This is a genomic window from Pseudomonas sp. GM30, from assembly GCF_000282275.2.
In the GTDB taxonomy this organism is placed as follows: domain Bacteria; phylum Pseudomonadota; class Gammaproteobacteria; order Pseudomonadales; family Pseudomonadaceae; genus Aquipseudomonas.
Map to the genome: position 1 here is coordinate 179,830 of NZ_AKJP02000002.1, position 22,121 is coordinate 201,950.

The following is a 22,121-nucleotide window of genomic DNA, read 5'->3' on the forward strand; positions in this document are numbered from 1 at the left end:
ATTCGGGGCTCAGAGGCGTTCGATGATGGTGGCAATGCCCATGCCGCCGCCGACGCACAGCGTCGCCAGGCCGTAGCGCAGGCGCCGGGCTTCCAGTTCATCGAGCAGGGTGCCGAGGATCGCGCAACCGGTGGCGCCCAGCGGGTGGCCCATGGCGATCGAGCCGCCGTTGACGTTGACCTTGTCCGGGTCGACCGCCATGTCCTTGATGAACTTGAGCACCACCGAGGCAAACGCCTCGTTGACCTCAAACAGATCGATGTCTTCCACGCGCAAGCCGGCCTTGGCCAAGGCCTTGCGGGTGGCCGGTGCCGGGCCGGTGAGCATGATGGTCGGGTCGGTGCTGGTCACCGCCGTGGCGACGATCCGCGCCCGTGGCTGCAGGCCCAGTGCCCGACCCTTGGCTTCGGAACCGATCAACATCAGCGCCGCACCGTCGACGATCCCGGAGCTGTTGCCCGGTGTGTGCACGTGGTTGATCCGCTCGACGTGGCTGTAGGCCCGCAGCGCCGTGGCGTCGAAGCCCATCTGGCCGATCATTTCGAAACTTGGCTTGAGTTTGCCCAGGCCTTCCATCGTCGATTCGGCGCGAATGAATTCGTCGTGATCGAGCAGGATGATGCCATTCTGATCCTGCACCGGCACCAGTGACTTGTTGAACGAACCGTTGGCCCGCGCCCGCGCAGCCTTGTGTTGCGAGTGCAGTGCGTAGGCATCGACGTCGTGGCGGCTGAAGCCTTCAAGGGTGGCGATCAGGTCGGCGCCGACGCCCTGCGGAGTAAAGTGGCTGTGCAGGTTGGTCTGCGGGTCCAGCGCCCAGGCGCCGCCGTCACTGCCCATCGGCACCCGCGACATCGACTCGACACCACCAACCACCACCAGATCCTCGAAGCCCGAACGCACCTTCATCGCGCCGAGGTTGACCGCTTCCAGACCGGAGGCGCAGAAGCGGTTGATCTGCACGCCAGCCACGCTGACATCCCAATCCGCCACCTGCACCGCGGTCTTGGCGATGTCCGAGCCTTGATCTCCGATCGGCGTGACGCAGCCGAGCACCACGTCATCGACCTGGCTGGTGTCCAGCGCGGTACGGCTTTGCAAAGCGGTCAACAACCCGGCGAGCAGATTCACCGGTTTGACGCTGTGCAGTGCGCCATCGGCCTTGCCTTTGCCACGGGGCGTGCGTAGCGCATCGAAAATCAAAGCTTGGGTCATGACGTCCTCGAACCTGTGCGGTGAGTGAATTTCGTGCTGTCACTGTTGTCCCGTGCCGTCGCAGATTCAATGACCACAGCGCTCAATGACGTTGACGTGCACGCTCAGACGGACGGTCATTCCCCCTCAGGTGAACCGGTTCAGGTCGGCGAGTTGTCTAACCAGCGGGCGGCGAAGAAGCTGGCAATACGCCTCATGCCGTTTTTATCGCAACCAGTAGCAAATACATATGAAATGGATCTAAGCCAAGCGTGACGTGGCCTCTAAGGTAGTACATGTACGTCAGGGTCGTCGGGTTTTGCCGGGCCGATGTTCTCCAACAGGAAGTGCAGCGTTTGCCGTCATGGATATGCAGGCAGACATCAGGAAATAACAATAAAGGCGGTCAAGCCATGTTCAAACAACCGAAAGTTCGTCAAGCAGGACTCATTCTTTTCGCCACCACGCTGTTGCTGATTTTGCCGAACCTGACCAAGGTCATTGGCTGACTTAACGGCCGGGTGCACTTCATCGCCATCAAAAATGTGACTGGCCCGCTACCCGGGCCAGCGTGGCTGTGCCAACCTTTGCGCACTTGCACGACATGGACGGCGATTTTTTGAAAACGCTCATTGTGTTCTGGGCCCTGCTGCTGAGCATGCCCTTGTCTGCCGCGCAGCTGGAATTACAGCTGGGCACAACCCATCGCACCTGGCAAACCGCGGAATTGCTCAAGCATCCTCAGGTACAAAACCTCACCATCAAGAACGATGTGTCCTACAAGAAGGACATGACTTATCGCGTCGTGCCCGTGGCGGCACTGCTCACCGGGATCAAATCGGACGATCACTTGCAGGCAGTGGCGCTGGACGGCTTTGCCGCCGAGCTGAGCGCTGCACCGCTGCTCAACACAAAAGGCGCGCGGGCGTGGCTGGCGATCGAAGACCCGGCGCAGCCGTGGCCGCCGCTGTCCGAAGGCAAGCACAGTGCGGGGCCGTTCTATCTGGTCTGGACCGATCCGCAGGCCGGCAATATCAGCCCAGAGCAATGGCCGTTCCAAGTAGCTAGCATCAAGCGCATGGCGCCGGTGGCCGAGCGCTTCCCTGCGCTGCTGCCGGATCCCAAGCTGAAAGCGGATGACCCGGTGAATCAGGGTTTTGCCCTGTTTCAGAAGAATTGCCTGGCGTGTCACCGGTTGAACGGTGCCGGGGATGCGCAGTTCGGGCCGGATCTGAATATTCCGTATAACCCGACCGAGTATTTCGGCGCGGATTTCCTTAAACGCTACATTCGTGATCCGCAGAGTTTGCGCCAGTGGCCGCAGGCGAAGATGCCGGGGTTTTCGGTGGATGTATTGCCGGAGGGGGATTTGCAGTTGCTGATCGGTTATCTGCAGCACATGGCTGGGCGCAAGGTTAAGCCATAAGCGTTGCGGTGATATCACCGGCCTCTTCGCTGGCAAGCCAGCTCCCACAGGTTCGCGCTGACTCTGAATTCGCGGTAATCCTGTGGGAGCTGGCTTGCCAGCGATAGCGATATCCCGGATCTACTGTTGTTGCACGGAGATGACTGGCGTCGGCGAGACGAACACCTTCGCATGCATCTGCTCGCTCCCACCGCCCCGGCGCATGCCGCGTACCGGGCAGGCGTCCAGATAATCCAGACCCACCGCCAGCTTCAGATGGCGCTCGGGTCGAGCGAGTTGGTTGGTCACGTCAAAGCTGTACCAGGCGTCATCCAGCCACGCTTCGGCCCAGGCATGACTGGCCAGATGTTCGGCGTCCTCGCTGTACAGATAACCCGACACATAACGCGACGGAATCCCCAGGCTACGTGCACAGGCGAGAAAGGCATGGGTGTGATCCTGACAAACCCCGGCACGCCCGGCGAAGGCTTCGGCAGCGCTGGTGTCGACTTCGGTGGAACCCGGCGTGTAGCTCATATGCTGGTTCAAACCGTGCATCAGGTCGATCAGCGCGGTGCGATCACGTCGCTGCTTGCAGGACTTGTCGGCAAACGCCCGTAGCGCTTCGTCCGCCTCGGTCAGGCGGGTGAAACGCAGGAACGGCAGCGCCGACTGGCTCTCATGCTCGGCCTCGCGCAACTCATCGATATCGACCTGTCCCCGGGCGCCGATGATGATCGCTTCGTGCGGCTCGTCCATGGTCAGCACATGCAGGATGTTGCCGAACGGATCGAGCTGGGCGCGTACCGGACGCGGCAGGTCGAGTTGCCAGCTCAATACGTGCTGACGCTCGCTGTCGTGCGGGGTCAGGCGCAAATACTGGATGCTCGCTCGCACCTGATCTTCATAGTGATAGGTGGTCTCGTGGCTTATGGAAAGTCTCATGCAGCCTCCAGGTATGAACTGTGAATGGCGTTGCCCAACTGGCGCACCAGCGGGATGAATTCGGTGAGCCAGGCATGCAGGCCTTCAGCGAGGATTTCGTTGATCCCGGTGTAACGCAGACGCGCGTCCATCTCGGCGGCGAGGCGTTGTGCCGGACGGCCATTGGCGCCGGGTAACTGGGCGAGGATCTGGTCGATTTCCTCGGTGCAGGCGCGCAGCGAGCGCGGCACATCGGCGCGCAACAGCAGCAGTTCGGCGACATGCCGGGCGCCGGGGGCGTCGCGGTAGATTTCGGTGTAGGCCTCGAATGACGACAGCGCTCGCAACAGTGCACTCCACTGGTAATAGGCGTGCGCCGTACCGTCACTGACGGCCTCGGCCTGATCACCAGCCATTTCATAGCGCGCATCGAGCAGGCGCAGCGTGTTGTCCGCACGTTCGATGAAAGTGCCGAGGCGAATGAAGCGGAATGCATCGTTGCGCATGATCGTGCCGTAGGACGCGCCCCGGAACAGGTGCGAGCGTTCCTTGATCCACTCGCAGAAACGGCTCATGCCGTAACGGCTGAGACCCTGCTCGGCAATGCCGCGAATCTCCAGCCAGGTGGCGTTGATGTTCTCCCACATGTCCGCGGTGATGCGCCCGCGCACCGCATGCGCACTGGCTCGCGCGGCGCCGAGGCAGCTGTAGATGCTCGCCGGGTTGGCGGCGTCAAGGGCGAAGAAATGCAGCAGGCGTTCGGCATGCAGTTCGCCGTGACGCTCCAGGTAATCGTCGAGGGTGCCGGTGATCAACAGCGGCATGGCCAGTTCGTGCAGACCGTCGCCGCGACCGTCCTGCGGCATCAGCGACAGCGAATAGCTGACATCGAGCATCCGCGCGAGGTTTTCCGCCCGCTCCAGGTAACGCGACATCCAGTACAGATCCGAGGCAGTTCTACTTAACATGGCAAGCTTCCTTCAATCCTCGACCACCCAGGTGTCCTTGGTTCCGCCGCCCTGAGAGGAGTTCACCACCAGGGAGCCTTCACGCAGGGCGACACGGGTCAAACCGCCGGGCACAACCCGGGTTTCGCGGCCAGACAGTACAAACGGACGCAGGTCGATATGACGCGGCGCAATGCCGTTTTCGACAAAGGTCGGACAGGTCGACAGCGACAGCGTCGGTTGCGCGATATAGGCATGAGGCTTGGCCTTGATGCGCTCGCGGAACGCATCGATCTGCGCTGTGGTTGAGGCCGGCCCCACCAGCATTCCGTATCCGCCGGAACCCTGGGTTTCCTTGACCACCAGATCCGCAAGATTGGCCAGCACGTGGGAAAGTTCCGAGGGGTTGCGGCACTGCCAGGTCGGCACGTTCTTCAGGATCGGTTCTTCGTCGAGGTAGAAACGGATCATCTCGGTGACAAACGGGTACACCGATTTGTCATCCGCCACGCCGGTGCCAATGGCATTGGCCAGCACCACGTTGCCGGAACGATAGGACGAGAGCAGCCCCGGCACACCGAGCATCGAGTCGGGGTTGAATGCCAGCGGATCGAGGAACGCGTCGTCGAGACGGCGGTAGATCACGTCCACCGCTTTCGGCCCGTCGGTGGTGCGCATGACGACCTTGTCGTCGCGCACGAACAGGTCGGCACCCTCCACCAGTTCAACGCCCATTTCCCGTGCGAGGAAGGCGTGTTCGAAGAACGCACTGTTGAAACGCCCCGGCGTCAGCACCACCACGCTCGGATCGTCGATCGGGCTGGAGCTTTTCAGCGTGTCGAGCAACAGGTTCGGATAGTGGTCGATGGGCGCGATGCGCTGGGCGGCGAACAGTTCGGGGAACAGGCGCATCATCATCTTGCGGTCTTCGAGCATGTAGCTCACGCCGCTCGGGGTGCGCAGGTTGTCTTCGAGCACGTAGTAAGTGCCGTCGCCATCGCGCACCAGATCGACGCCGGAGATGTGCGAGTAGATGTCGCGGTGTAGATCCAGGCCCTGCATCGCCAACTGGTACTGCTCGTTGGCCAGCACCTGTTCGGCGGGGATGATCCCGGCCTTGATGATGCGCTGCTCGTGATAAAGGTCGGCGAGAAACATGTTTAACGCCTTGACCCGCTGGATGCAGCCGCGCTCGACGATCCGCCACTCGCTGGCGGGAATGCTGCGCGGAATGGTATCGAATGGAATCAGGCGCTCGGTGCCCTGCTCGTCGCCATAGAGCGTGAAGGTGATGCCGGCCCGGTGGAACAGCAGATCAGCCTCGCGTCGCCGTTGTGCCAGCAACTCGTCAGGCGTGTCCGCCAGCCAGCGGGCGAACTCGCGGTAATGCGGGCGGACCTGGCCGCCGGCATCGTACATTTCATCAAAATAGGTGCGGATCATGCCGTACTCCTTGTCACCCGGACCTACAGGCCTTCGCAAGGCCCGTGCCATCGGCATAAACGCTTTGATTTCAATCGCTTGGATAATCACCTCGGCAACACCGCACCATTCCTGTGCGGCAAATGCCCCAAGCGGATTGCCCCCGCTTCATTGCGACGCATTGCATCGCCTATCACCAGCATAGTCAGAGTTGATTTCACTGCTTGCGCCGGGCTGCGGATAATCCGCGCATCCGCTGCAAACTTCTCACAAGGAAGGCTGCAGCCCACCTGATCCGGACTGCCCGTGCAGTCCCCGCAGGCCGTGACCCTGACCGGTTTCCTCTCCTTATCGGTCTTCCCTTTCAGCCACCCTCTCCGGTGGCTTTTTTTTGCCTTTCTGAAATGTTTTGAAAGCAAAAGCAAAAGATCGCAGCCTCCGGCAGCTCCTACCAATCACCTGTAGGAGCTGCCGAAGGCTGCGACCTTTTGACTTTAAAAAAGCTAAACCAGAGATCAGTTCAGACGATGGCGGTTGCGCACCTCCTGCTTCACGCCCCACCCCTCGATGATGCCGCCCAGCGGCTCGACCACGGCAGAGAAACCCTGCTCGAAGTCACCAATGTCGTCATAGGTCGCGTACATCACTTTGCTCAATTCCAGCGACCAGGCGCCATCGTCGCGCGCACTGACCTGGGCATTGATGGATTCACCACGAAATTTGCCTGCCGCTCTGCGCGCCCGCTCCTCGTCCGGGAAAATGGCGTAGAACTCGATGGGATGGAATCGGGAAAAGTCGAAACCGCCTTCTTTCATGCGGCGCAGAACATTGCTGCTTATGTCTTCTTGATAGGCTGTGCTCATGAATCGTCCCCCTCGGATAGATGGATAGACTTTCCGTATTCCCGCCCCGGGCCTTACAGGCCAAAAGTACATCGGCAAACGGGTTGCCGGCGGGAAACAAGCATGTAGCTGACAAGACCAGACCTTAGCGATCGTTTCGCTGATCTCGCTTGCAGATTAGCCCCAAGATAGAGCTGCTGCCAAGGCCTGGTTGCTTCGGATGAAAGGAAGATTTCAGATTGGAGTGATGCTGCGGATTTCGATGCTGTTCTGGGTTTTCAGGCTTTTCGCCCCGGCGTCGGGGGTGCGCCCTTCCAGATCGTTCAGATCCAGTTCGGCGGCCACGGGCAGAAGCCGTTCCTTGATCAGGCGTGCAGCCTCGTCATCGCTGGGGCATTCCGCGCGCTCGAACACCTCATCGACAATTTCACCATGATCGTCCACGAAAGTGACTTTCCACTTTTGCATCGGTGCCTCCTCGATCAAACCCGCAAATGGGCTTACATCTATCTCGACTTTTGGCGAGATTGATCGTTCAAAAGGATTGCAGCGGACGAACATGAAAAAAACATCATTTTCATGACTGGAAAAATTTTGTGGCGAGGGAGCTTGCTCCCGCTGGGCTGCGAAGCGGCCCCAAAATATTTAGAAATCGCAGTTTGTGAGTGCTGCGCACTCAAGCGGGAGCAAGCTCCCTCGCCACAAGGAATCCATCGACCTGGTCAGTCGTTGCTTGGCTTGTTGATCGCCTGCAGCACGTACTGTGGCAGCGCGAACGCGCCGATGTGGATTTCCGGGTTGTAGTAGCGGGTGACGATGCCGCTGCCGATGAAGCGCTGTTGCAGGGTTTCACGGCTCAGCTTGCGGTAGGCCGGGTTGGTCGAGCCCCAGGCGAAAGTCATCGAACCGCCGATGTAGGTCGGCACGGCCGCCTGATAGAAGTGCCAGTCCGGGAACAGGCTGCGCAGGCGACCGGCGGTGGTTTTGACTTCGTCGATTTGCATGAACGGCGTGCCGTTCTGGGTCACGAGGATACCGCCTTCGTTCAGGCAACGGTGGCAGGCCTGGTAGAAGTTCTCCGAGAACAGCACTTCGCCCGGGCCGATCGGATCGGTGGAGTCAGAGATGATCACGTCGAATTTTTCCGTGGTGGTGGCGACGAAACGCATGCCGTCGTCGATCACCAGGTTCAGGCGTGGATCGTCGTAGGCGCCCTTGGAGTGGTTCGGCAGGAATTCCTTGCACATGTCGACCACGGTGCCGTCGATCTCGACCATGGTGATGTGTTCGACACCGGCATGCTTGGTCACTTCGCGCAGCATGCCGCCGTCGCCGCCACCGATGATCAGCACGCGCTTGGCGGTGCCGTGGGCGAGGATCGGCACGTGGGTGAGCATTTCGTGGTAGATGAATTCATCGGCTTCGGTGGTCTGGATCACGCCGTCCAGCGCCATTACCCGACCCATGCGCGGGTTCTGGAAAATCACCAGGTGCTGGTGTTCGGTGCGCACTTCGTGCAGCAGTTTTTCCATGCGAAAACGCTGGCCGTAGCCTTCGTAGAGGGTTTCCAGGTACTCGCTGGTCTTGGTGACGGTCATGGTCAAGTGCTCCGATGAATGCGCGGGCGTCGATCGTGGGGACGATTGCCCGGGAAAGGCGCGCATTCTACGTTGCCGAAGATGACAGGTCGAACCTCTGTTCATCGGCAATCCGCATAACCTTGTGGGAGCTGGCTTGCCAGCGATGCAATCAACGCGGTCTGTCAGTGAAACCGCTGCGATGCTATCGCTGGCAAGCCAGCTCCCACAGGTTATGGGGTACTTTCAAAGTTGTGGTCAGACCCGCACGTTGCCCCGCGGCCCGGCGATCGCCCAGATGATCAGGCCCAGTACCGGCAGGAGGATGATCAGCAGGACCCAGAGGATTTTCATCCCGGTCTCGGCGCCGCTTTTCAGTACGTTGATGATGGCCCAGATGTCGAGGGCAAGAATGATCAGGCCAATCAGACCGTTGAACGTGGAACCCATGGTGTCGCTCCAGAATAGTGGCATGCACTTTTAGGATAGACGGTCGCGCGCAGGGTTCCCTTTTATTGCGTTCAGACGTGAACGGCGACTTTCAGCGCTTCCAGCGACGGCGCGGCAGCGATGCCGACTTCGGCGCACAGTTCCAGCACGCGCGGCACGTCGTTGCCGTAGACCAGCACCACTTGCAGCTCGTCGTCGAGCAACTGGCTGAAGTTCATCAGCGTGTAACCGCCGTTTTCCTTGTTCAGGCTGCTCATCTGCACCTGGATGCGGTTGAGTGCGGTCAGCGCCTCGGTCTTGGCCAGTTGCTTGGGCTTGAGGTTGAAATCCACGCCCGGGCCAAACGAGGCGACGATCTGCGCGAACAGGTCAACGTAGGTATCGGCCTGGAACAGCACGGTTTCCGGTAGGCTGCCGACCACGACCCATTCACCCAGCGGGATCGGGAAGCTGTCGTCGTAGTTGATATCCGGATTGGCCGCCAGAAAGGCATCGGCATCGGCGTAGGCCTGCGCCGCTTCGTCGGCCACGTTCAGGATCTCGTCCTCGCCCATGCAGCCGGAGCTGATTTTGCTGATGAGTTCGACGAGGGCGGCTTTCATGAGGGTAGATCCTGTGGCAGGTGAATATGAGGGCGCGGAGGATAGCGCATTGCAGCCTCAGGCTGCACACAGAACAACTGTGGCGAGGGAGCTTGCGCCCGCTGGGGCGCGAAGCGGCCCCAAACAGTGAGTTCACCATTTTTTACCAGCGCTGCGCACTGGAGCGGGAGCAAGCTCCCTCGCCACAGGATTCACATCAACTGGAGAATCGAGTTCAGGCCAGCAATTTTTCCAGCTGCGCCGTGGTATCGACCGCGCCCATGGTGCGGGCCGCGTCCAGCGCGGTGACGCCGTTGGCGTCCTTGGCTTGCGGGTTCGCACCTTTGCCGATCAGGTAATCAACGATTTCAACACGGTTGAACATCGCTGCCATCATCAACGCGGTACGACCATCGAAAGACGAACCTTCAATCTCCGCGCCCGCCTCCACCAACGCCTTGACCACCGCCAGGTCACCTTTGAACGCTGCACCGGCAATCGGGCTCTGGCCATTACCGTTGCGCATTTCCGGATCGGCCTTGTGCTTGAGCAGCACCTGTACCGCATCGACGTGACCGTAGTAGCTGGCGAGCATCAGCAGGGTGTCGCCCTTGCTGTTTTTCAGGTTGACCGGCAAACCGGCGCTGATCAGCCGATCGAGCATCAGCGCATCACCTTCGCGCGCCTTGTTGAACACCTGCTCGGTGAATTCGGCAGCTTCTTCAGGGGTCATCTGGCGGCTTTGGTCAGACATGGGGCAACTCCACTTTCGGTTATTCGCAAAGCCGACAGTTTCCCGAGCGCGACCATAGCTGTCACCCCCTTTTTCTAAAGTCATGCCATAGCCAATCTCAATAACGATATTTGCCCTGATGAATATCGGCCAGAACTGCGTCCGTCACCTGCACGTAAGTCTGGGTGCCGGGCAGCCACGCGTAGATCGGATCATCGCCCGTCTGGCCGGGGTCGAAGCCTTCGTTTTTCAAGCGGGTCTTCTGGTATTTGAAGGTCCCGGTGGTTTCCATTTTCACCTTCACCCGCAGGAACAGCGGTACCGCATAGGCCGGCATGCGCTGACGGGCGAATGCGAGCAATTCGGTGAAATCCAGGATCGCCAGTGACTCGGCGGGCGTGATTGCCGCCATGCCGGCGCGACCATTGGTGTTACGCACTTCGACACCGTAGGCGACGGCCTCGGAGATATGCGGGTGCTGCAGCAACAGGTTTTCCACTTCAGTGGTCGAGACGTTTTCGCCCTTCCAGCGATAGGTGTCGCCGAGTCGATCGACGAACTGCGCGTGGCCGAAACCGATATTGCGCAGCAAGTCGCCGGTGTTGAAGAAGCGGTCGCCCTTGCTGAACACATCGTGCAATACCACCTTGGCGGTTTTCTGCGGATCGGTGTAACCGTCCAGCGGGGCTTTTTCGTCGATCCGCGCCAGCAACAGACCCTGCTCGCCTTTGTTGACCTTGCGCATGAAACCATCGGCGCTGCGCAACGGCTGCCCGCTGTCGTGGTCGTAGGCCACCAGTTCCCAGGCCATCAGCGAAAAACCGATGGTGTTGTCGAAATTGAGGATATTGCTGAAGCCGATGTTGCCGTCGCTCGCCGCGTACAGCTCACAGATGTGCTCGACGGCAAACCGGGTCTTGAACTCGGCCCAGGCGCCGGGGCGCAAACCGTTGCCGATCATCTTGCGCACCGCGTGACGGCTGTCATCGGCGCTGGCCGGTTGATCGACCAGATAACGGCACAACTCGCCGACATAGCCGAGGGTGGTTGCGTTGTAGCGACGCACGTCCGGCCAGAACTGGCTGGCGCTGAACTTGCGGCGGATCGCAAACCCGGAAGCGCCATTGATCGCCGAGCCCCAGCACACACAAAGGCCGGTGGCGTGGTACAGCGGCAAGGTGCAATAGACGACATCGTCGGGGCCCATGTTCAGGGCGATCGTGCCGAAGCTGGCGGAGCTGCGCATCCAGCGCCCGTGCTTGAACACGCCGGCCTTGGGCAGACCGGTGGTGCCGGAGGTGTAGATGTAAAAGCACGGATCGTCGAAGAACACTTCGCCGCTGCTGGGCGGGTTGTCACCGGGCGCATCGGCGCTGGCACTGATCAGGTTGATGTAGCCCTCGGGCGCAATGCCCGGGTGGCTATAGGTATCACGGTCGGCGATAAACCAGGTGCGCTGCGCCGGGATCGACACCTGCTCGCGGATCGCGGCAAACGCCGGCTGCAATTCCTCACCGAGGACAATCGCCACCGGTGCCACCAGATTCACGCTGTGGATCAACGTGTGGCGGGTCTGCGAAGTATTGAGCAGCGCGCTGACTGCGCCGACCTTGGCCAGCGCCAGAATGGTCACCAGCAGTTCCGGGCGGTTTTCGATGAACACCGCCACCACATCACCCTTGCCAATCCCCTGCGCGCTCAGATAGTGGGCGATGCGATTGGCCCACTGGTTGACCTGCGCATAGGTGAGCAAGACGTTGTCCTGCAGCAATGCCACGCCGTCGGGGTTGCGCAACGTGGCTTGCTCGAAGGTCCAGCCGAGGCCACACGTTTGGGTCGGATCCGTGACGTTGGCGACTTTCATGCCCTTGACCACCCGCGGGATGGCTTTGGCGATCGTCGGCAGTTTGCGGAGCATCATGCTCCAGGTAATCGTGTCGCTCGGCGCGTGATTCATGGCAGCTCCCCGTTCGGCCTGGTCGGCCGGTTTTTTATTGTTCGGGCTGTGGGCATGACCTGCATCGTGAGCAGGGTCGAGATCGAAAATACGTCAGCGCTTCTCGGCCTGTACACGCGGTTTTTGCAATGTTTTGTATCCGCTCCGTCACGCCTGGCGGTGGAGATTGCGCCTTTGCCGTTTGGTTCCGTGCAACTCATGAGAATCCCGCAAAATGCAGGATGCACGATGGCCATTCATGCAGTTTGCACGACCCCTGCAAATTTCACGATTTTTAAGCTATTGATTTATATAGGTTTTTATTTTTCCGCGTGCTGGCACAATCACTGCAACCTCCTTTGCATGCTTGCCATTCAAGTGCATACGGAGCTGAAAGACATGAGCCTGATCCAAGAGAAATTTACCTCGCTGTTCTCCAACTTCACCGTTACCACTGCGCCACGCCCCGATGGCGGGATCCTGCTGACCTTGCGCAGCAGTGAAGGCAAAGTGTTCAAACGCGCCTTGACGTATCAGCAAATGCACAATGCCGACCAACTGTCGTGGGCGATCAGCGCGATTCGTCGTGACCTGGCGGAAGAAGCCAGTGAACTGCCGCAAATTGCAATGCTGCAAAGTCAGCAGCGTTTTGCGTTGCCAACGTATCACTCGCTGTAATTGATTCGAAGCTTTAAACAGCTTTAAACAAAAACAGGCCGGACAGCTTTCACTGCCCGGCCTGTTTTTTGTGGACGCTTTTTATGTAGGAGCTGCGGAACGCTGCGATCTTTTGATCTTGATCTTTAATACCAAAATCAAGATCAAAAGATCGCAGCCTTCGGCAGCTCCTACAGGGACTTGTGTGGTCAGAAGGCTTCGGGTTCGATGCCGGTGAAGCTGTCGACGGTGATATGGCTTCCCAGTTCTCCACCCTCGCGGGCCAGGCCACAGGTCTGCAAACCGGCAGCCTGCGCGGCATCCAGTTCCTCGACGATGTCCGACAGAAACAGAATCTCCCCCGGCTCGACGCCAATCGCCTGTTGGATGTTGCGATAGGACTGTTCTTCGCGTTTAGGCCCCGACGTGGTGTCGAAGTAACCGCTGAACAGCGGCGTCAGATCCCCCGCCTCGGAGCAGCCGAAGATCAGCTTCTGCGCTTGGATCGATCCCGACGAATACACAAACAGTTGATAACCCGCCGCGTGCCAGCGTTGCAGCGCTTCAACGGCATCCGGGTAAACATGCCCCTTCAACTGCCCGGCGTGATAACCCTGCGCCCAGACCATGCCTTGCAAGGCTTTGAGCGGCGTGGCTTTGCGATCTTCCTCGATCCAGCTCAAGAGAATCTCAACAACCCGTTCAACATCGGCCTGCGGTGCATTGCTGTCACGGCGCACGGCGTCGAGTTGCTCAGCCACATCGGCACGTTCGGCGTTCTGCCGCACGAAGTCCGGCAGGTGTTTGGCCGCATACGGGAACAGCACGTCGAACACGAAACTCACCGCGCTGGTGGTGCCTTCAATGTCAGTGACAATGGCTTTGATCGACATTGGCTCAGTCCTCCAGTCGCGGGAAGCGCCCGGCGATGTCTTCGCCGGTGAAATTGGCGACCCAGCCTTCCGGGTTGTTGAACAGGCGAATCGCCACGAAGTGCGGGTGCTCGCCCATGTCGAACCAGTGTTTGGTGCCGGCCGGCACCGAGATCAGGTCGTTCTTCTCGCACAACACCGCGTAGACGTAATCGTCGATGTGCAGGGTGAACAGGCCGCGACCGGCGACGAAAAAGCGCACTTCGTCTTCGCCATGGCGGTGTTCTTCCAGGAACTTGGCGCGCAGTTCGGCTTTTTGCGGGTGATCGCTGTTGAGGCTGATCACATCGACGGTGATGTAACCGCGCTCGGTCATCAGTTTGTCGATCTGCTCCTGATAGGCGCAGATCACCTCTTCCTGGCTGGCGCCGGGCTGGATCTTCGCCGCGGCTTGCCAGCGGTCGAAGCGCACGCCCTGCTCGGCGAGCGTCGAGGCGATGTCTTCGAAATGGGTCAGCACCTTGTTCGGAATCTCGGGGCTGGATACGTGATAAACGGACAGGCTGCTCATGGGCAATTCCTCGATATCGGCCTTGCCGTCCGGTTCTTGCAGACCGGTCGGGCAGTGCATTTGATCAGGCAAATGGGCGGCTTCTGGTGAAGTCAGCCTTGGCGGTTCATGACGCTGCGGGTTTTCAACTCGCATTCAAACAGAAATTCGAAGGCCTCGATCTGCCGCAGGGCATCACTCATCTTCGCGCCCCAGGTGTAGAGACCGTGGCCGCGAATCAGGTAACCGACGCAATCGGGATGGGCGTCGAGCCAAGGCTGCACCTTGGCGGCGAGGCGCGCAATGTCCTGATCGTTGTCGAAAATCGGCACGCGCACCCGGGATTCGTGGGTCGAGATGCCGCTGAAGGCTTTTTGCAGTTCGTAGTCTTCGAACTCGATAAAGTCTTGCGGCGTCAGGCGCGACAGCACCGTGGCGTTCACCGAATGGGTGTGCAGCACCGCACCGATCTCCGCGCGCCAGGTATAGAGCTGGGTGTGCAACAGGGTTTCGGCGGAGGGCTTTTTGCCCGGTTCCAGGCTGTTGCCGGACAAATCCGTGGCGAGCACGTCGTCCAGGCCCAACTGACCCTTGTGCTTGCCGGACACGGTCAGCAGCGCTTGACTCGGCGACAGGCGCGTCGAGTAATTGCTGCTGGTGGCCGGCGACCAGCCGCGACCATAAAGAAAACGCCCGGCGTCGACGATCTGCTGGGCGAGCTGTTCACGCGTAAGGCTCATGGCCTGTCCTCTTGCATACGTGTGGCAATGATAACGGCAGCAGCGAGCGCCGCGAGACTGGCAATACTAAAGGTCAATGTCGCACCGAGGGCATTCCAGCTGTAACCGGAATACAACGCGCCGAGCGCGCCCCCGGTGCCGGCCAGCGCCGCGTACAGCGCCTGGCCCTGACCTTGCTGACGCGCACCGAAGCTACGTTGCACGAACGCGATGGCAGCCGCATGAAAGCTGCCGAAGGTCGCCGCGTGCAGCACTTGGGCAAACAACAGCACCCAGAGGAATTCGGCGAACGAACCTAGCAGCAACCAGCGCAGCGCCGCCAGCAGAAAACTCGCCATCAGCACGCGGCGCAGGGAAAACCGCGCGAGAATCCGGCTCATCGCCATGAACATCAGCACCTCGGCGACCACGCCCACGGCCCAGAGCATGCCGATCACGCCACGGCTGTAACCGAGGCGTTCAAGGTGCAAGGTCAGAAAAGTGTAATACGGGCCGTGGCTCATCTGCATCAGCGCAACGCAGGCGTAAAACGCCAGCACACTGGGACTGCGCAATTGCTTGAGAAAGCCCTCCCCGCTCGGCCGGTTACCTTGCGGTGGTTGCGCATTCGGTACCCACAGGCTGCTGAGAACGATGCCGGCCATGATCAGCACCAGCGCCGCCGGATAGATGTCGAGGCTCAGCCATTCGAACAGTCGGCCGAGCGCGACCACGGTGATGATGAAACCGATCGAGCCCCACAGGCGAATCTGGCTGTAACGCGAGGTTTGACCCTGCAAATGCGCGAGGGTGATGACTTCGAACTGCGGCAACACCGCGTGCCAGAAGAACGCATGCAGCGCCATGACCATCGCCAGCCAGGCGTAGGTCTTGCTGACGAAAATCAGCGAGAACGTCAGCAGCGTGCACACCGCGCCGAAGCGCACGATGGCCAGGCGCTTGCCGGTGTAGTCGCCGAGCCAGCCCCAGATGTTCGGCGCCACGCAGCGCATCAGCATCGGGATCGCCACCAGCTCGCCGATGCGCGCGGGGCTGAACCCGAGGTGATCGAAGTACAGCGCCAGAAACGGCGCTGTCGAACCGAGCAAGGCGAAATAGAACAGATAGAAACTGGACAGCCGCCAGTACGGGAGCGCCGCCACGGTCAGGCCGCGACGGCTTGGCGATCAACCATCAAAGCTGACCCAGCACCGGGGTGCTGACGCGTACGTCGGCGTTCTGCCCACGGTGACGCAGCAGGTGATCCATCAGCACAATGGCCATCATCGCTTCGGCAATCGGTGTGGCGCGGATGCCGACGCACGGGTCGTGACGGCCCTTGGTGATCACGTCCACCGGATTGCCGTGGATGTCGATCGAACGGCCCGGGGTGGTGATGCTCGACGTCGGTTTCAATGCCAGATGGGCGACGATCGGCTGACCGGACGAGATGCCACCGAGGATGCCGCCGGCGTTGTTGCTGAGGAAACCTTGCGGGGTCAGTTCATCGCGATGCTCGGTGCCGCGCTGGGCGACGCAGGCGAAACCGGCGCCGATTTCCACACCTTTCACGGCGTTGATGCTCATCAGCGCGTGCGCCAGCTCAGCGTCGAGGCGATCGAAAATCGGCTCGCCCAAGCCCGGCATCACACCTTCGGCGACCACGGTGATCTTCGCCCCGACCGAGTCCTGATCGCGGCGCAACTGATCCATGTAGGCTTCCAGCTCCGGGACCTTGTCCGGATCCGGGCTGAAGAAGGCGTTCTGTTCCACCGAATCCCAAGTCTTGAACGGGATTTCGATCGGGCCGAGCTGGCTCATGTAGCCGCGAATGACGATGCCCTGGGTGGCGAGGAATTTCTTCGCGATGGCCCCTGCCGCCACACGCATGGCGGTTTCCCGCGCCGAGCTGCGACCGCCGCCGCGGTAATCGCGCTCGCCGTATTTATGGTGGTAGGTGTAGTCGGCGTGGGCCGGGCGGAACAGATCCTTGATCGCCGAGTAGTCCTTGGACTTCTGGTCGGTGTTGCGGATCAGCAGGCCGATCGAGCAGCCGGTGGTGCGCCCTTCGAACACGCCGGAGAGGATTTCGACTTCGTCGGCTTCCTGGCGCTGGGTGGTGTGGCGGCTGGTGCCCGGCTTGCGGCGATCGAGGTCGCGCTGCAGGTCGTCGAGGGAAATCTCCAGGCCCGGCGGGCAGCCGTCGACAATGGCGACCAACGCCGGACCATGGCTTTCGCCAGCGGTGGTGACAGTGAACAACTTGCCATAGGTATTGCCGGACATGCAGGACGCTCCGTGAAATCAAACCCGAATTCGTGATGCGCGCCAGTATACGCAGGCTAACCGAGTAGTTCATCCTCGAACCTTAGCGGTGTTGGTGAGTCCAACCGGCACCTTGGCGAATGATGGCGTGATGATGCTGCGAGTTCTGATCTTGAGTCTTACCCTGTTTACCGGCTTTGCCCACGCGACTGTCCTGCAGCGCCCGATCTCTCTGGACACCGGTAACGGTGAACTTTTCGGCTCGCTGTTGCTGCCAAAATCCGACAGCCCGGTGCCGGTTGTCCTGATCCTTGCCGGCTCCGGTCCTACAGATCGTGACGGCAACAACCCCGATGGCGGGCGCAATGACAGCCTCAAGCGGCTGGCCTGGGTGCTGGCCAAACACAACATCGCCAGCGTGCGCTACGACAAGCGCGGGGTGGCTGCGAGCCGGCCAGCCACGCCTGACGAGCGCGATCTGTCGGTGGAGGGCTACGTCGACGACGCCGTGGCCTGGAGCCAGAAGCTGAAAAGTGATCCGCGCTTCGGCCCGCTGATCCTGCTCGGTCACAGCGAAGGCGCCCTCATCGCCATCCTCGCCGCCCCGCGCACGGAGGCTGCTGCGCTGATTTCCCTGTCCGGCAGCGCAAGGCCAGTGGATCAAGTGATTCGCGAACAACTGGCACGCAGCCTGCCGCCACCGTTGATGTTGCGCAGTAACCAGATTCTCGACAGCCTCAAGGCCGGTCACACCGATGCCGACGTGCCGGCGCCGTTGCAACCGATCTTCCGCCCGAGCGTGCAGCCGTACCTGATTTCGCTGTTTCGCCAGGACCCGGCCAAGGCTTTTGCGCAACTGAAGATGCCGGCGCTGATCGTTCAGGGCAGCAACGACATGCAGGTCGGCGTCGGCGATGCGCAGGCGCTGAAAGCCGCCAAACCCGACGCCGAACTGGTGGTGATCGAAGGCATGAACCACGTCATGCGCATCGTCCCCGCCGATGTGAAGCGGCAATTGGCCTCGTACAAGGACCCGAATTTGCCACTGGCGGCGGAACTGGGCGGCAAACTCATCGAATTTATTGACGGCATTCGCAACCGTTAACCGTAGTTTGCCCTCCAGTCCTGCAAAAAACGGCCGATAAGCCTTTGTCGCCAGCGTATCGGCTGGCGACAAGCAGGGCTTGGACAGGATCTCGCCGTTATGACTGATACCCCGACTTCACCCGACACCACCGCTGAAAAAGACGCACCGCCAGCGGTCGAGCTGCCATGGGCGGACGTCAGCGTCGAGCACCACAAGATGCTCCGCCTGGCCCCGCTGCAGACTGACCGTCACACCGGTGGCCGGCCATTGCGCTTCGTCGAATTCGGCTATGCCGAGCGCAACAGCAAAGAACACAGCCTGATGCGCATGGCGATCAAACTGCCCGGTCAGCGCGTGCGCAAAGAGCAGAACCATCTGGATGTGTGGGTCAATCACACCAGCAAACGCGTGCATTTCGGCCCCGACAGCGGTTTGCAGATCGAACCGTTGAACCGTGGCATCGGCCGCTTCATGGCCGCGCAAGGCATCAACTGGGCGAAAAAACGCTGGCCCGCCTACACCGTCGACGGCATCGACCTGAACAACAAGGACGCGCTGAACGAAGACACCCGTCTGCGTCGCGACCACTTCTTGCGTGTGCACGGTTTTGATGTGGTGTACGCCGATGCCCAGCATTTGAAGGGCAGCGTCAAAGAAGTGCAGGTCGGTGACCTGCTGGGCGACTGGAACAGCGAAAAGCTGCAGATCGTCGAGATTCTCGAAGCGGCGCAGATGCTGCAACAGGCCGAGCAGAATCTGGCCGAGCAGGAAGTGAAGCTGAAGAAGCAGGAAGACAAAGTCAGCAAGTTCAAGCGTGAAGACGCCGGGCTGCGCTTCACCATTACGTGTCTGGTGGCGTTTGCGGTGTTTCAGGCGGGGTTGTTGATCTGGATTGCTACGCACCGCTGAAATCAGCGATGACCTGTGGCGAGGGAGCTTGCTCCCGCTCGGCTGCGAAGCAGTCGTAAAACATGCGCATGCGGTATGTCTGGTGCACCGTCATTGCATATTTTGGGTCTGCTTCGCAGACCAGCGGGAGCAAGCTCCCTCGCCACAGAAGTCAGTCAGGTCAAACGCGGGAAGCGAACAGCGCCTGATGCTCGCGGCACTGCTCCGCCGTCAGCATGAACACGCCATGTCCGCCGCGCTCGAAATCGAGCCATGCGAAGTCGACTTCCGGGTACAACGCTTCGACGTGCACCTGGCTGTTGCCCACCTCAACGATCAACAGCCCCTTCTCGGTCAGGTGATCCGCCGCTTCGGCGAGCATCCGCCGTACCAGGTTCAAGCCATCATCGCCGCAGGCCAGGCCCAGCTCCGGTTCGTGCTGGTATTCGTCCGGCATGTCGGCAAAATCTTCTGCGTCAACGTACGGCGGGTTCGACACGATCAGGTCGAAACGCTGCCCCGGCAAACCATCGAAACCATCACCCTGCACGGTGTACACACGCTCATCGACGCCATGGCGCTCGATGTTCTGGTTGGCCACTTCCAGCGCTTCGAACGACAGGTCCGCCAGCACCACTTCAGCGTTCTGGAACTCGTAGGCGCAGGCGATACCGATGCAGCCGGAGCCGGTGCACAGGTCGAGGATGCGTGCCGGCTCGTCACCGATCCACGGTGCGAAGCGGTTTTCGATCAGTTCGCCAATCGGCGAACGCGGGATCAGCACACGCTCATCGACGATGAACGACATGCCGCAGAACCACGCTTCGCCCAGCAGGTATGCGGTCGGGATGCGCTCTTCGATGCGGCGCTTGAGCAGGCGTTGCAGGTTGACCAGTTCGTCGTCTTCCAGCGCACAGTCGAGGTAGCTGTCGGCGATCTCCCACGGCAGGTGCAAGGCTCCGAGCACCAGCTGCCGGGCTTCATCCCAGGCGTTGTCGGTGCCATGGCCGAAAAACAGATCCTCCCCATGGAAGCGGCTGACGGCCCAACGAATGTGGTCGCGCAGGGTACGAAGTCGGGAAGTGATCACGGGGCAGAACTCCAGAAAAAACGACTGGCGATTCTACCAGCCAAAACGCGTCACGACGACGCGGGAAACATTCGCGGCCGACAGTAGGACTTTTCTGTTTTTTGCATCAGCTATTGAACAGAACGTGTAACTTGACAAGGCTGCAGGCCAATAACGACGCTGCCTACGATGGTAGCGGTTCACAGAACCGCTCAGCCAGAGGACAATGCCGCAAAAGCCCCACCCCAAGGAGCCCCGAATGTCCGTTCCAAAAACGATGTTTCAACTCAGCGGCCGCGGTTACGCAGCGGCCACACTGAGCCATGCCACCGTGGTCATCATCGATGCCCAGAAAGAGTACCTCAGTGGCCCGCTGGCCCTGAGCGGCATGGACGCGGCCGTCGCGAACATCAAACAACTGGTCGCTGCGGCCCGTGCAGCCGGTCGGCCGATCGTGCACGTGCGTCATCTCGGCACCGTCGGTGGCCTGTTCGACCCGCAGGGCGAACGCGGCGAATTCATCCCCGGTCTTGAACCACAGGGCGATGAAACCATCATCGGCAAACTGCTGCCGAGTGCGTTCCACGGCACCGAACTGCTGGACCGTTTGCAGAATCTTGGCTCGCTGGACCTGATCGTCTGCGGTTTCATGAGCCACTCCAGCGTCAGCACCACCGTGCGTGCGGCAAAGAACCTGGGCTTCCGTTGCACGCTGGTCGAAGACGCCTGCGCCACCCGTGACCTGCCGTTCAAGGGCCGCGTGCTCAGCGCCGCCGTGGTGCAGGAAGCGGAAATGGCGATCATGGCCGACAACTTCGCCACCCTCGCCCTGACGCAAGATCTGATCTGATCTGCTCTGATGAGCGGCTCACCGCGCCGCTCATCCGCAAAAGCCTCGCATTTGCTGCAATTGCCTTAGCCTCAGGAACAACCCGGTCAACTCCCGGTCGAAGGGCCGATACCCATTGAGGAAGGTCGGAATGAAGTTATCCGATGGATTTGACGCACGCCGCTTGCGGCCCAAAGGCCAAAGCAACTGGCGTTTTCGATTCGGCGCAGCGATCGCCGCCATTCTGGCGACGTTCGGTGTGCTGCTGGCGATGGCCGGGGCCGCCAGCCTGCTGGGGCGCCCACCGGCGCTCGGCGACCTGAATGCCACGCCGATGGGTTCGGCGATCATTCTTGCGGTCGGCTTGTTGTTCCTGTACTTCGGTGTGGCGCTGTGGCGTCGATGCCGGCGCCGCGCCCGGCAATCGCGGGAACTGAACATGTCCCCGCACCTGATGAAAAAACACGACTGAGGTGATGGCCTGGCTTTTTGCCGGGCCGTTTTGTTTCGACTTGGGTAAACTGGCCGCCCTTCGCGGAGGCTGACATGCAAGACGACGATTTTTCCCTGTTCAAAAGTGCGATCCAAGGCGTCAAGCCGATCAAGCACGACCGCGCCGACACCGGCAAACCCAAGGCCGACCGCGCGCAGATCGCCAAACTGCGCCAGTCCGCCACCGTGCGCACCGAGACCACCACCGTGGATGGCCTGTCCGATCAGTTCGTGATCGACGTCGGCCCCGAAGACGAGTTGATGTGGGCCCGCGACGGGGTGCAGGAAAGCCAGATGCGCAAGCTCAAGGTCGGCCAGATCCCGTTCGAAGGCAGCCTCGACCTGCACGGCATGACCGTCGAAAAAGCCCGCGAGACCCTCTGGGCCTTTCTCGCCGAAGCGACCAGATTCGAAATCCGCTGCGTGCGCGTCACCCACGGCAAGGCCGTGCGCCTGGACGGCAAGCGGCCGATGATCAAAAGCCACGTCAACACTTGGCTGCGCCAGCATCCGCAAGTGCTCGGTTTCTGCTCGTGCCAGGCGAAACACGGCGGTGCCGGCGCGGTGTACGTGATGCTCAAACGCACGATGATGGAAGGCCGCGACGAATAATCGCGTTACACCGAACTTGCAGGGTTGTGTCCGCCACCGTACCCTTGCCCTTTGCGAAAATCCCCACAGG

General features: G+C 60.6%; 25 protein-coding genes. 8 read left to right on the forward strand and 17 right to left on the reverse strand.

Going from position 1 to position 22,121, the window contains the following annotated elements; translation table 11 throughout:
- Positions 1–9: 9 nt before the first annotated feature.
- The gene (locus PMI25_RS02050) at positions 10–1,215 is read right to left on the reverse strand and encodes an acetyl-CoA C-acetyltransferase (protein WP_007960711.1); all 1,206 of its coding nucleotides are present in this window, start codon (positions 1,213–1,215) and stop codon (positions 10–12) included.
- 275 nt (positions 1,216–1,490) lie between these two features.
- On the opposite strand from PMI25_RS02050, the gene PMI25_RS28485 reads away from it, so the two are divergent.
- Positions 1,491–1,703: a hypothetical protein gene (locus PMI25_RS28485; protein WP_150113595.1), complete on the forward strand. Its 213-nt coding sequence runs from the start codon at positions 1,491–1,493 to the stop codon at positions 1,701–1,703.
- Between the two features lie 95 nt (positions 1,704–1,798).
- Positions 1,799–2,620, forward strand: coding sequence for a c-type cytochrome (locus PMI25_RS02055; RefSeq protein ID WP_007960706.1), 822 nt, complete (start codon positions 1,799–1,801; stop codon positions 2,618–2,620).
- Between the two features lie 120 nt (positions 2,621–2,740).
- Here the strand turns inward: PMI25_RS02055 and PMI25_RS02060 are convergent, their stop codons facing one another.
- The 10 genes from PMI25_RS02060 to PMI25_RS02105 form a co-directional block, all read right to left on the reverse strand.
- The gene (locus tag PMI25_RS02060) at positions 2,741–3,544 is read right to left on the reverse strand and encodes a transglutaminase family protein (RefSeq protein WP_007960704.1); all 804 of its coding nucleotides are present in this window, start codon (positions 3,542–3,544) and stop codon (positions 2,741–2,743) included.
- On the reverse strand, positions 3,541–4,491 hold the full coding sequence (locus PMI25_RS02065; protein ID WP_007960702.1) for an alpha-E domain-containing protein: 951 nt from the start codon (positions 4,489–4,491) through the stop codon (positions 3,541–3,543). Before PMI25_RS02065 ends, PMI25_RS02060 begins: the two co-directional genes overlap by 4 nt.
- 12 nt (positions 4,492–4,503) lie before the next feature.
- Complete coding sequence (locus PMI25_RS02070) at positions 4,504–5,913, reverse strand: circularly permuted type 2 ATP-grasp protein (protein ID WP_007960700.1); 1,410 nt, start codon at positions 5,911–5,913, stop codon at positions 4,504–4,506.
- A 494-nt stretch (positions 5,914–6,407) separates the two neighbouring features.
- Positions 6,408–6,755 (reverse strand): ribonuclease E inhibitor RraB, encoded by a 348-nt coding sequence (locus PMI25_RS02075; protein WP_007960698.1) that lies wholly within the window; start codon positions 6,753–6,755, stop codon positions 6,408–6,410.
- Positions 6,756–6,968: 213 nt separating this feature from the next.
- Positions 6,969–7,202: a hypothetical protein gene (locus tag PMI25_RS02080; RefSeq protein WP_007960696.1), complete on the reverse strand. Its 234-nt coding sequence runs from the start codon at positions 7,200–7,202 to the stop codon at positions 6,969–6,971.
- Between the two features lie 254 nt (positions 7,203–7,456).
- On the reverse strand, positions 7,457–8,332 hold the full coding sequence (speE, locus tag PMI25_RS02085; RefSeq protein WP_003223223.1) for a polyamine aminopropyltransferase: 876 nt from the start codon (positions 8,330–8,332) through the stop codon (positions 7,457–7,459).
- 237 nt (positions 8,333–8,569) lie between these two features.
- On the reverse strand, positions 8,570–8,761 hold the full coding sequence (locus tag PMI25_RS02090) for a PLDc N-terminal domain-containing protein (RefSeq protein ID WP_007960694.1): 192 nt from the start codon (positions 8,759–8,761) through the stop codon (positions 8,570–8,572).
- 71 nt (positions 8,762–8,832) lie between these two features.
- On the reverse strand, positions 8,833–9,363 hold the full coding sequence (locus PMI25_RS02095) for a hypothetical protein (protein WP_007960692.1): 531 nt from the start codon (positions 9,361–9,363) through the stop codon (positions 8,833–8,835).
- Positions 9,364–9,577: 214 nt separating this feature from the next.
- Entirely contained in the window at positions 9,578–10,096 is a 519-nt protein-coding gene (locus PMI25_RS02100) for an ankyrin repeat domain-containing protein (RefSeq protein ID WP_007960690.1), read from the reverse strand.
- Between the two features lie 97 nt (positions 10,097–10,193).
- The gene (locus tag PMI25_RS02105; RefSeq protein ID WP_007960688.1) at positions 10,194–12,032 is read right to left on the reverse strand and encodes a long-chain-acyl-CoA synthetase; all 1,839 of its coding nucleotides are present in this window, start codon (positions 12,030–12,032) and stop codon (positions 10,194–10,196) included.
- Positions 12,033–12,410: 378 nt separating this feature from the next.
- Between PMI25_RS02105 and PMI25_RS29800 the strand changes: the two genes are divergently transcribed.
- Positions 12,411–12,689, forward strand: coding sequence for a DUF3509 domain-containing protein (locus tag PMI25_RS29800; RefSeq protein ID WP_045121953.1), 279 nt, complete (start codon positions 12,411–12,413; stop codon positions 12,687–12,689).
- Between the two features lie 188 nt (positions 12,690–12,877).
- Here PMI25_RS29800 and mtnC read toward each other — a convergent pair whose 3' ends face one another.
- The 5 genes from mtnC to aroC form a co-directional block, all read right to left on the reverse strand.
- A complete protein-coding gene (mtnC, locus tag PMI25_RS02115; protein WP_007960685.1) occupies positions 12,878–13,561 on the reverse strand; it encodes an acireductone synthase in 684 nt (227 codons plus the stop codon).
- A gap of 4 nt (positions 13,562–13,565) precedes the next feature.
- A complete protein-coding gene (locus PMI25_RS02120) occupies positions 13,566–14,111 on the reverse strand; it encodes a 1,2-dihydroxy-3-keto-5-methylthiopentene dioxygenase (protein ID WP_045121962.1) in 546 nt (181 codons plus the stop codon).
- A 92-nt stretch (positions 14,112–14,203) separates the two neighbouring features.
- Positions 14,204–14,830: a methylthioribulose 1-phosphate dehydratase gene (locus PMI25_RS02125; protein WP_007960682.1), complete on the reverse strand. Its 627-nt coding sequence runs from the start codon at positions 14,828–14,830 to the stop codon at positions 14,204–14,206.
- Entirely contained in the window at positions 14,827–15,972 is a 1,146-nt protein-coding gene (locus tag PMI25_RS02130; RefSeq protein WP_007960680.1) for an MFS transporter, read from the reverse strand. The genes PMI25_RS02125 and PMI25_RS02130 overlap by 4 nt, the downstream gene beginning before the upstream one ends.
- A 31-nt stretch (positions 15,973–16,003) precedes the next feature.
- Entirely contained in the window at positions 16,004–17,095 is a 1,092-nt protein-coding gene (gene aroC / locus PMI25_RS02135; RefSeq protein WP_007960677.1) for a chorismate synthase, read from the reverse strand.
- 130 nt (positions 17,096–17,225) lie between these two features.
- Between aroC and PMI25_RS02140 the strand changes: the two genes are divergently transcribed.
- Together PMI25_RS02140 and PMI25_RS02145 are read left to right on the forward strand one after the other, a co-directional pair.
- A complete protein-coding gene (locus tag PMI25_RS02140; protein WP_007960676.1) occupies positions 17,226–18,179 on the forward strand; it encodes an alpha/beta hydrolase in 954 nt (317 codons plus the stop codon).
- Between the two features lie 99 nt (positions 18,180–18,278).
- Entirely contained in the window at positions 18,279–19,070 is a 792-nt protein-coding gene (locus PMI25_RS02145) for a hypothetical protein (protein ID WP_007960673.1), read from the forward strand.
- Positions 19,071–19,230: 160 nt separating this feature from the next.
- Here PMI25_RS02145 and prmB read toward each other — a convergent pair whose 3' ends face one another.
- Positions 19,231–20,139, reverse strand: a complete 909-nt coding sequence (gene prmB, locus PMI25_RS02150) for a 50S ribosomal protein L3 N(5)-glutamine methyltransferase (RefSeq protein WP_007960672.1) — start codon at positions 20,137–20,139, stop codon at positions 19,231–19,233.
- A 238-nt stretch (positions 20,140–20,377) separates the two neighbouring features.
- Between prmB and PMI25_RS02155 the strand changes: the two genes are divergently transcribed.
- The 3 genes from PMI25_RS02155 (at position 20,378) to PMI25_RS02165 (ending at position 22,051) form a co-directional block, all read left to right on the forward strand.
- Positions 20,378–20,968 (forward strand): cysteine hydrolase family protein, encoded by a 591-nt coding sequence (locus PMI25_RS02155; protein ID WP_003223193.1) that lies wholly within the window; start codon positions 20,378–20,380, stop codon positions 20,966–20,968.
- Positions 20,969–21,098: 130 nt separating this feature from the next.
- Positions 21,099–21,419 (forward strand): hypothetical protein, encoded by a 321-nt coding sequence (locus PMI25_RS02160; RefSeq protein ID WP_007914024.1) that lies wholly within the window; start codon positions 21,099–21,101, stop codon positions 21,417–21,419.
- Positions 21,420–21,493: 74 nt separating this feature from the next.
- Complete coding sequence (locus PMI25_RS02165; protein ID WP_007960665.1) at positions 21,494–22,051, forward strand: Smr/MutS family protein; 558 nt, start codon at positions 21,494–21,496, stop codon at positions 22,049–22,051.
- The last annotated feature ends 70 nt before the right edge of the window (positions 22,052–22,121 follow it).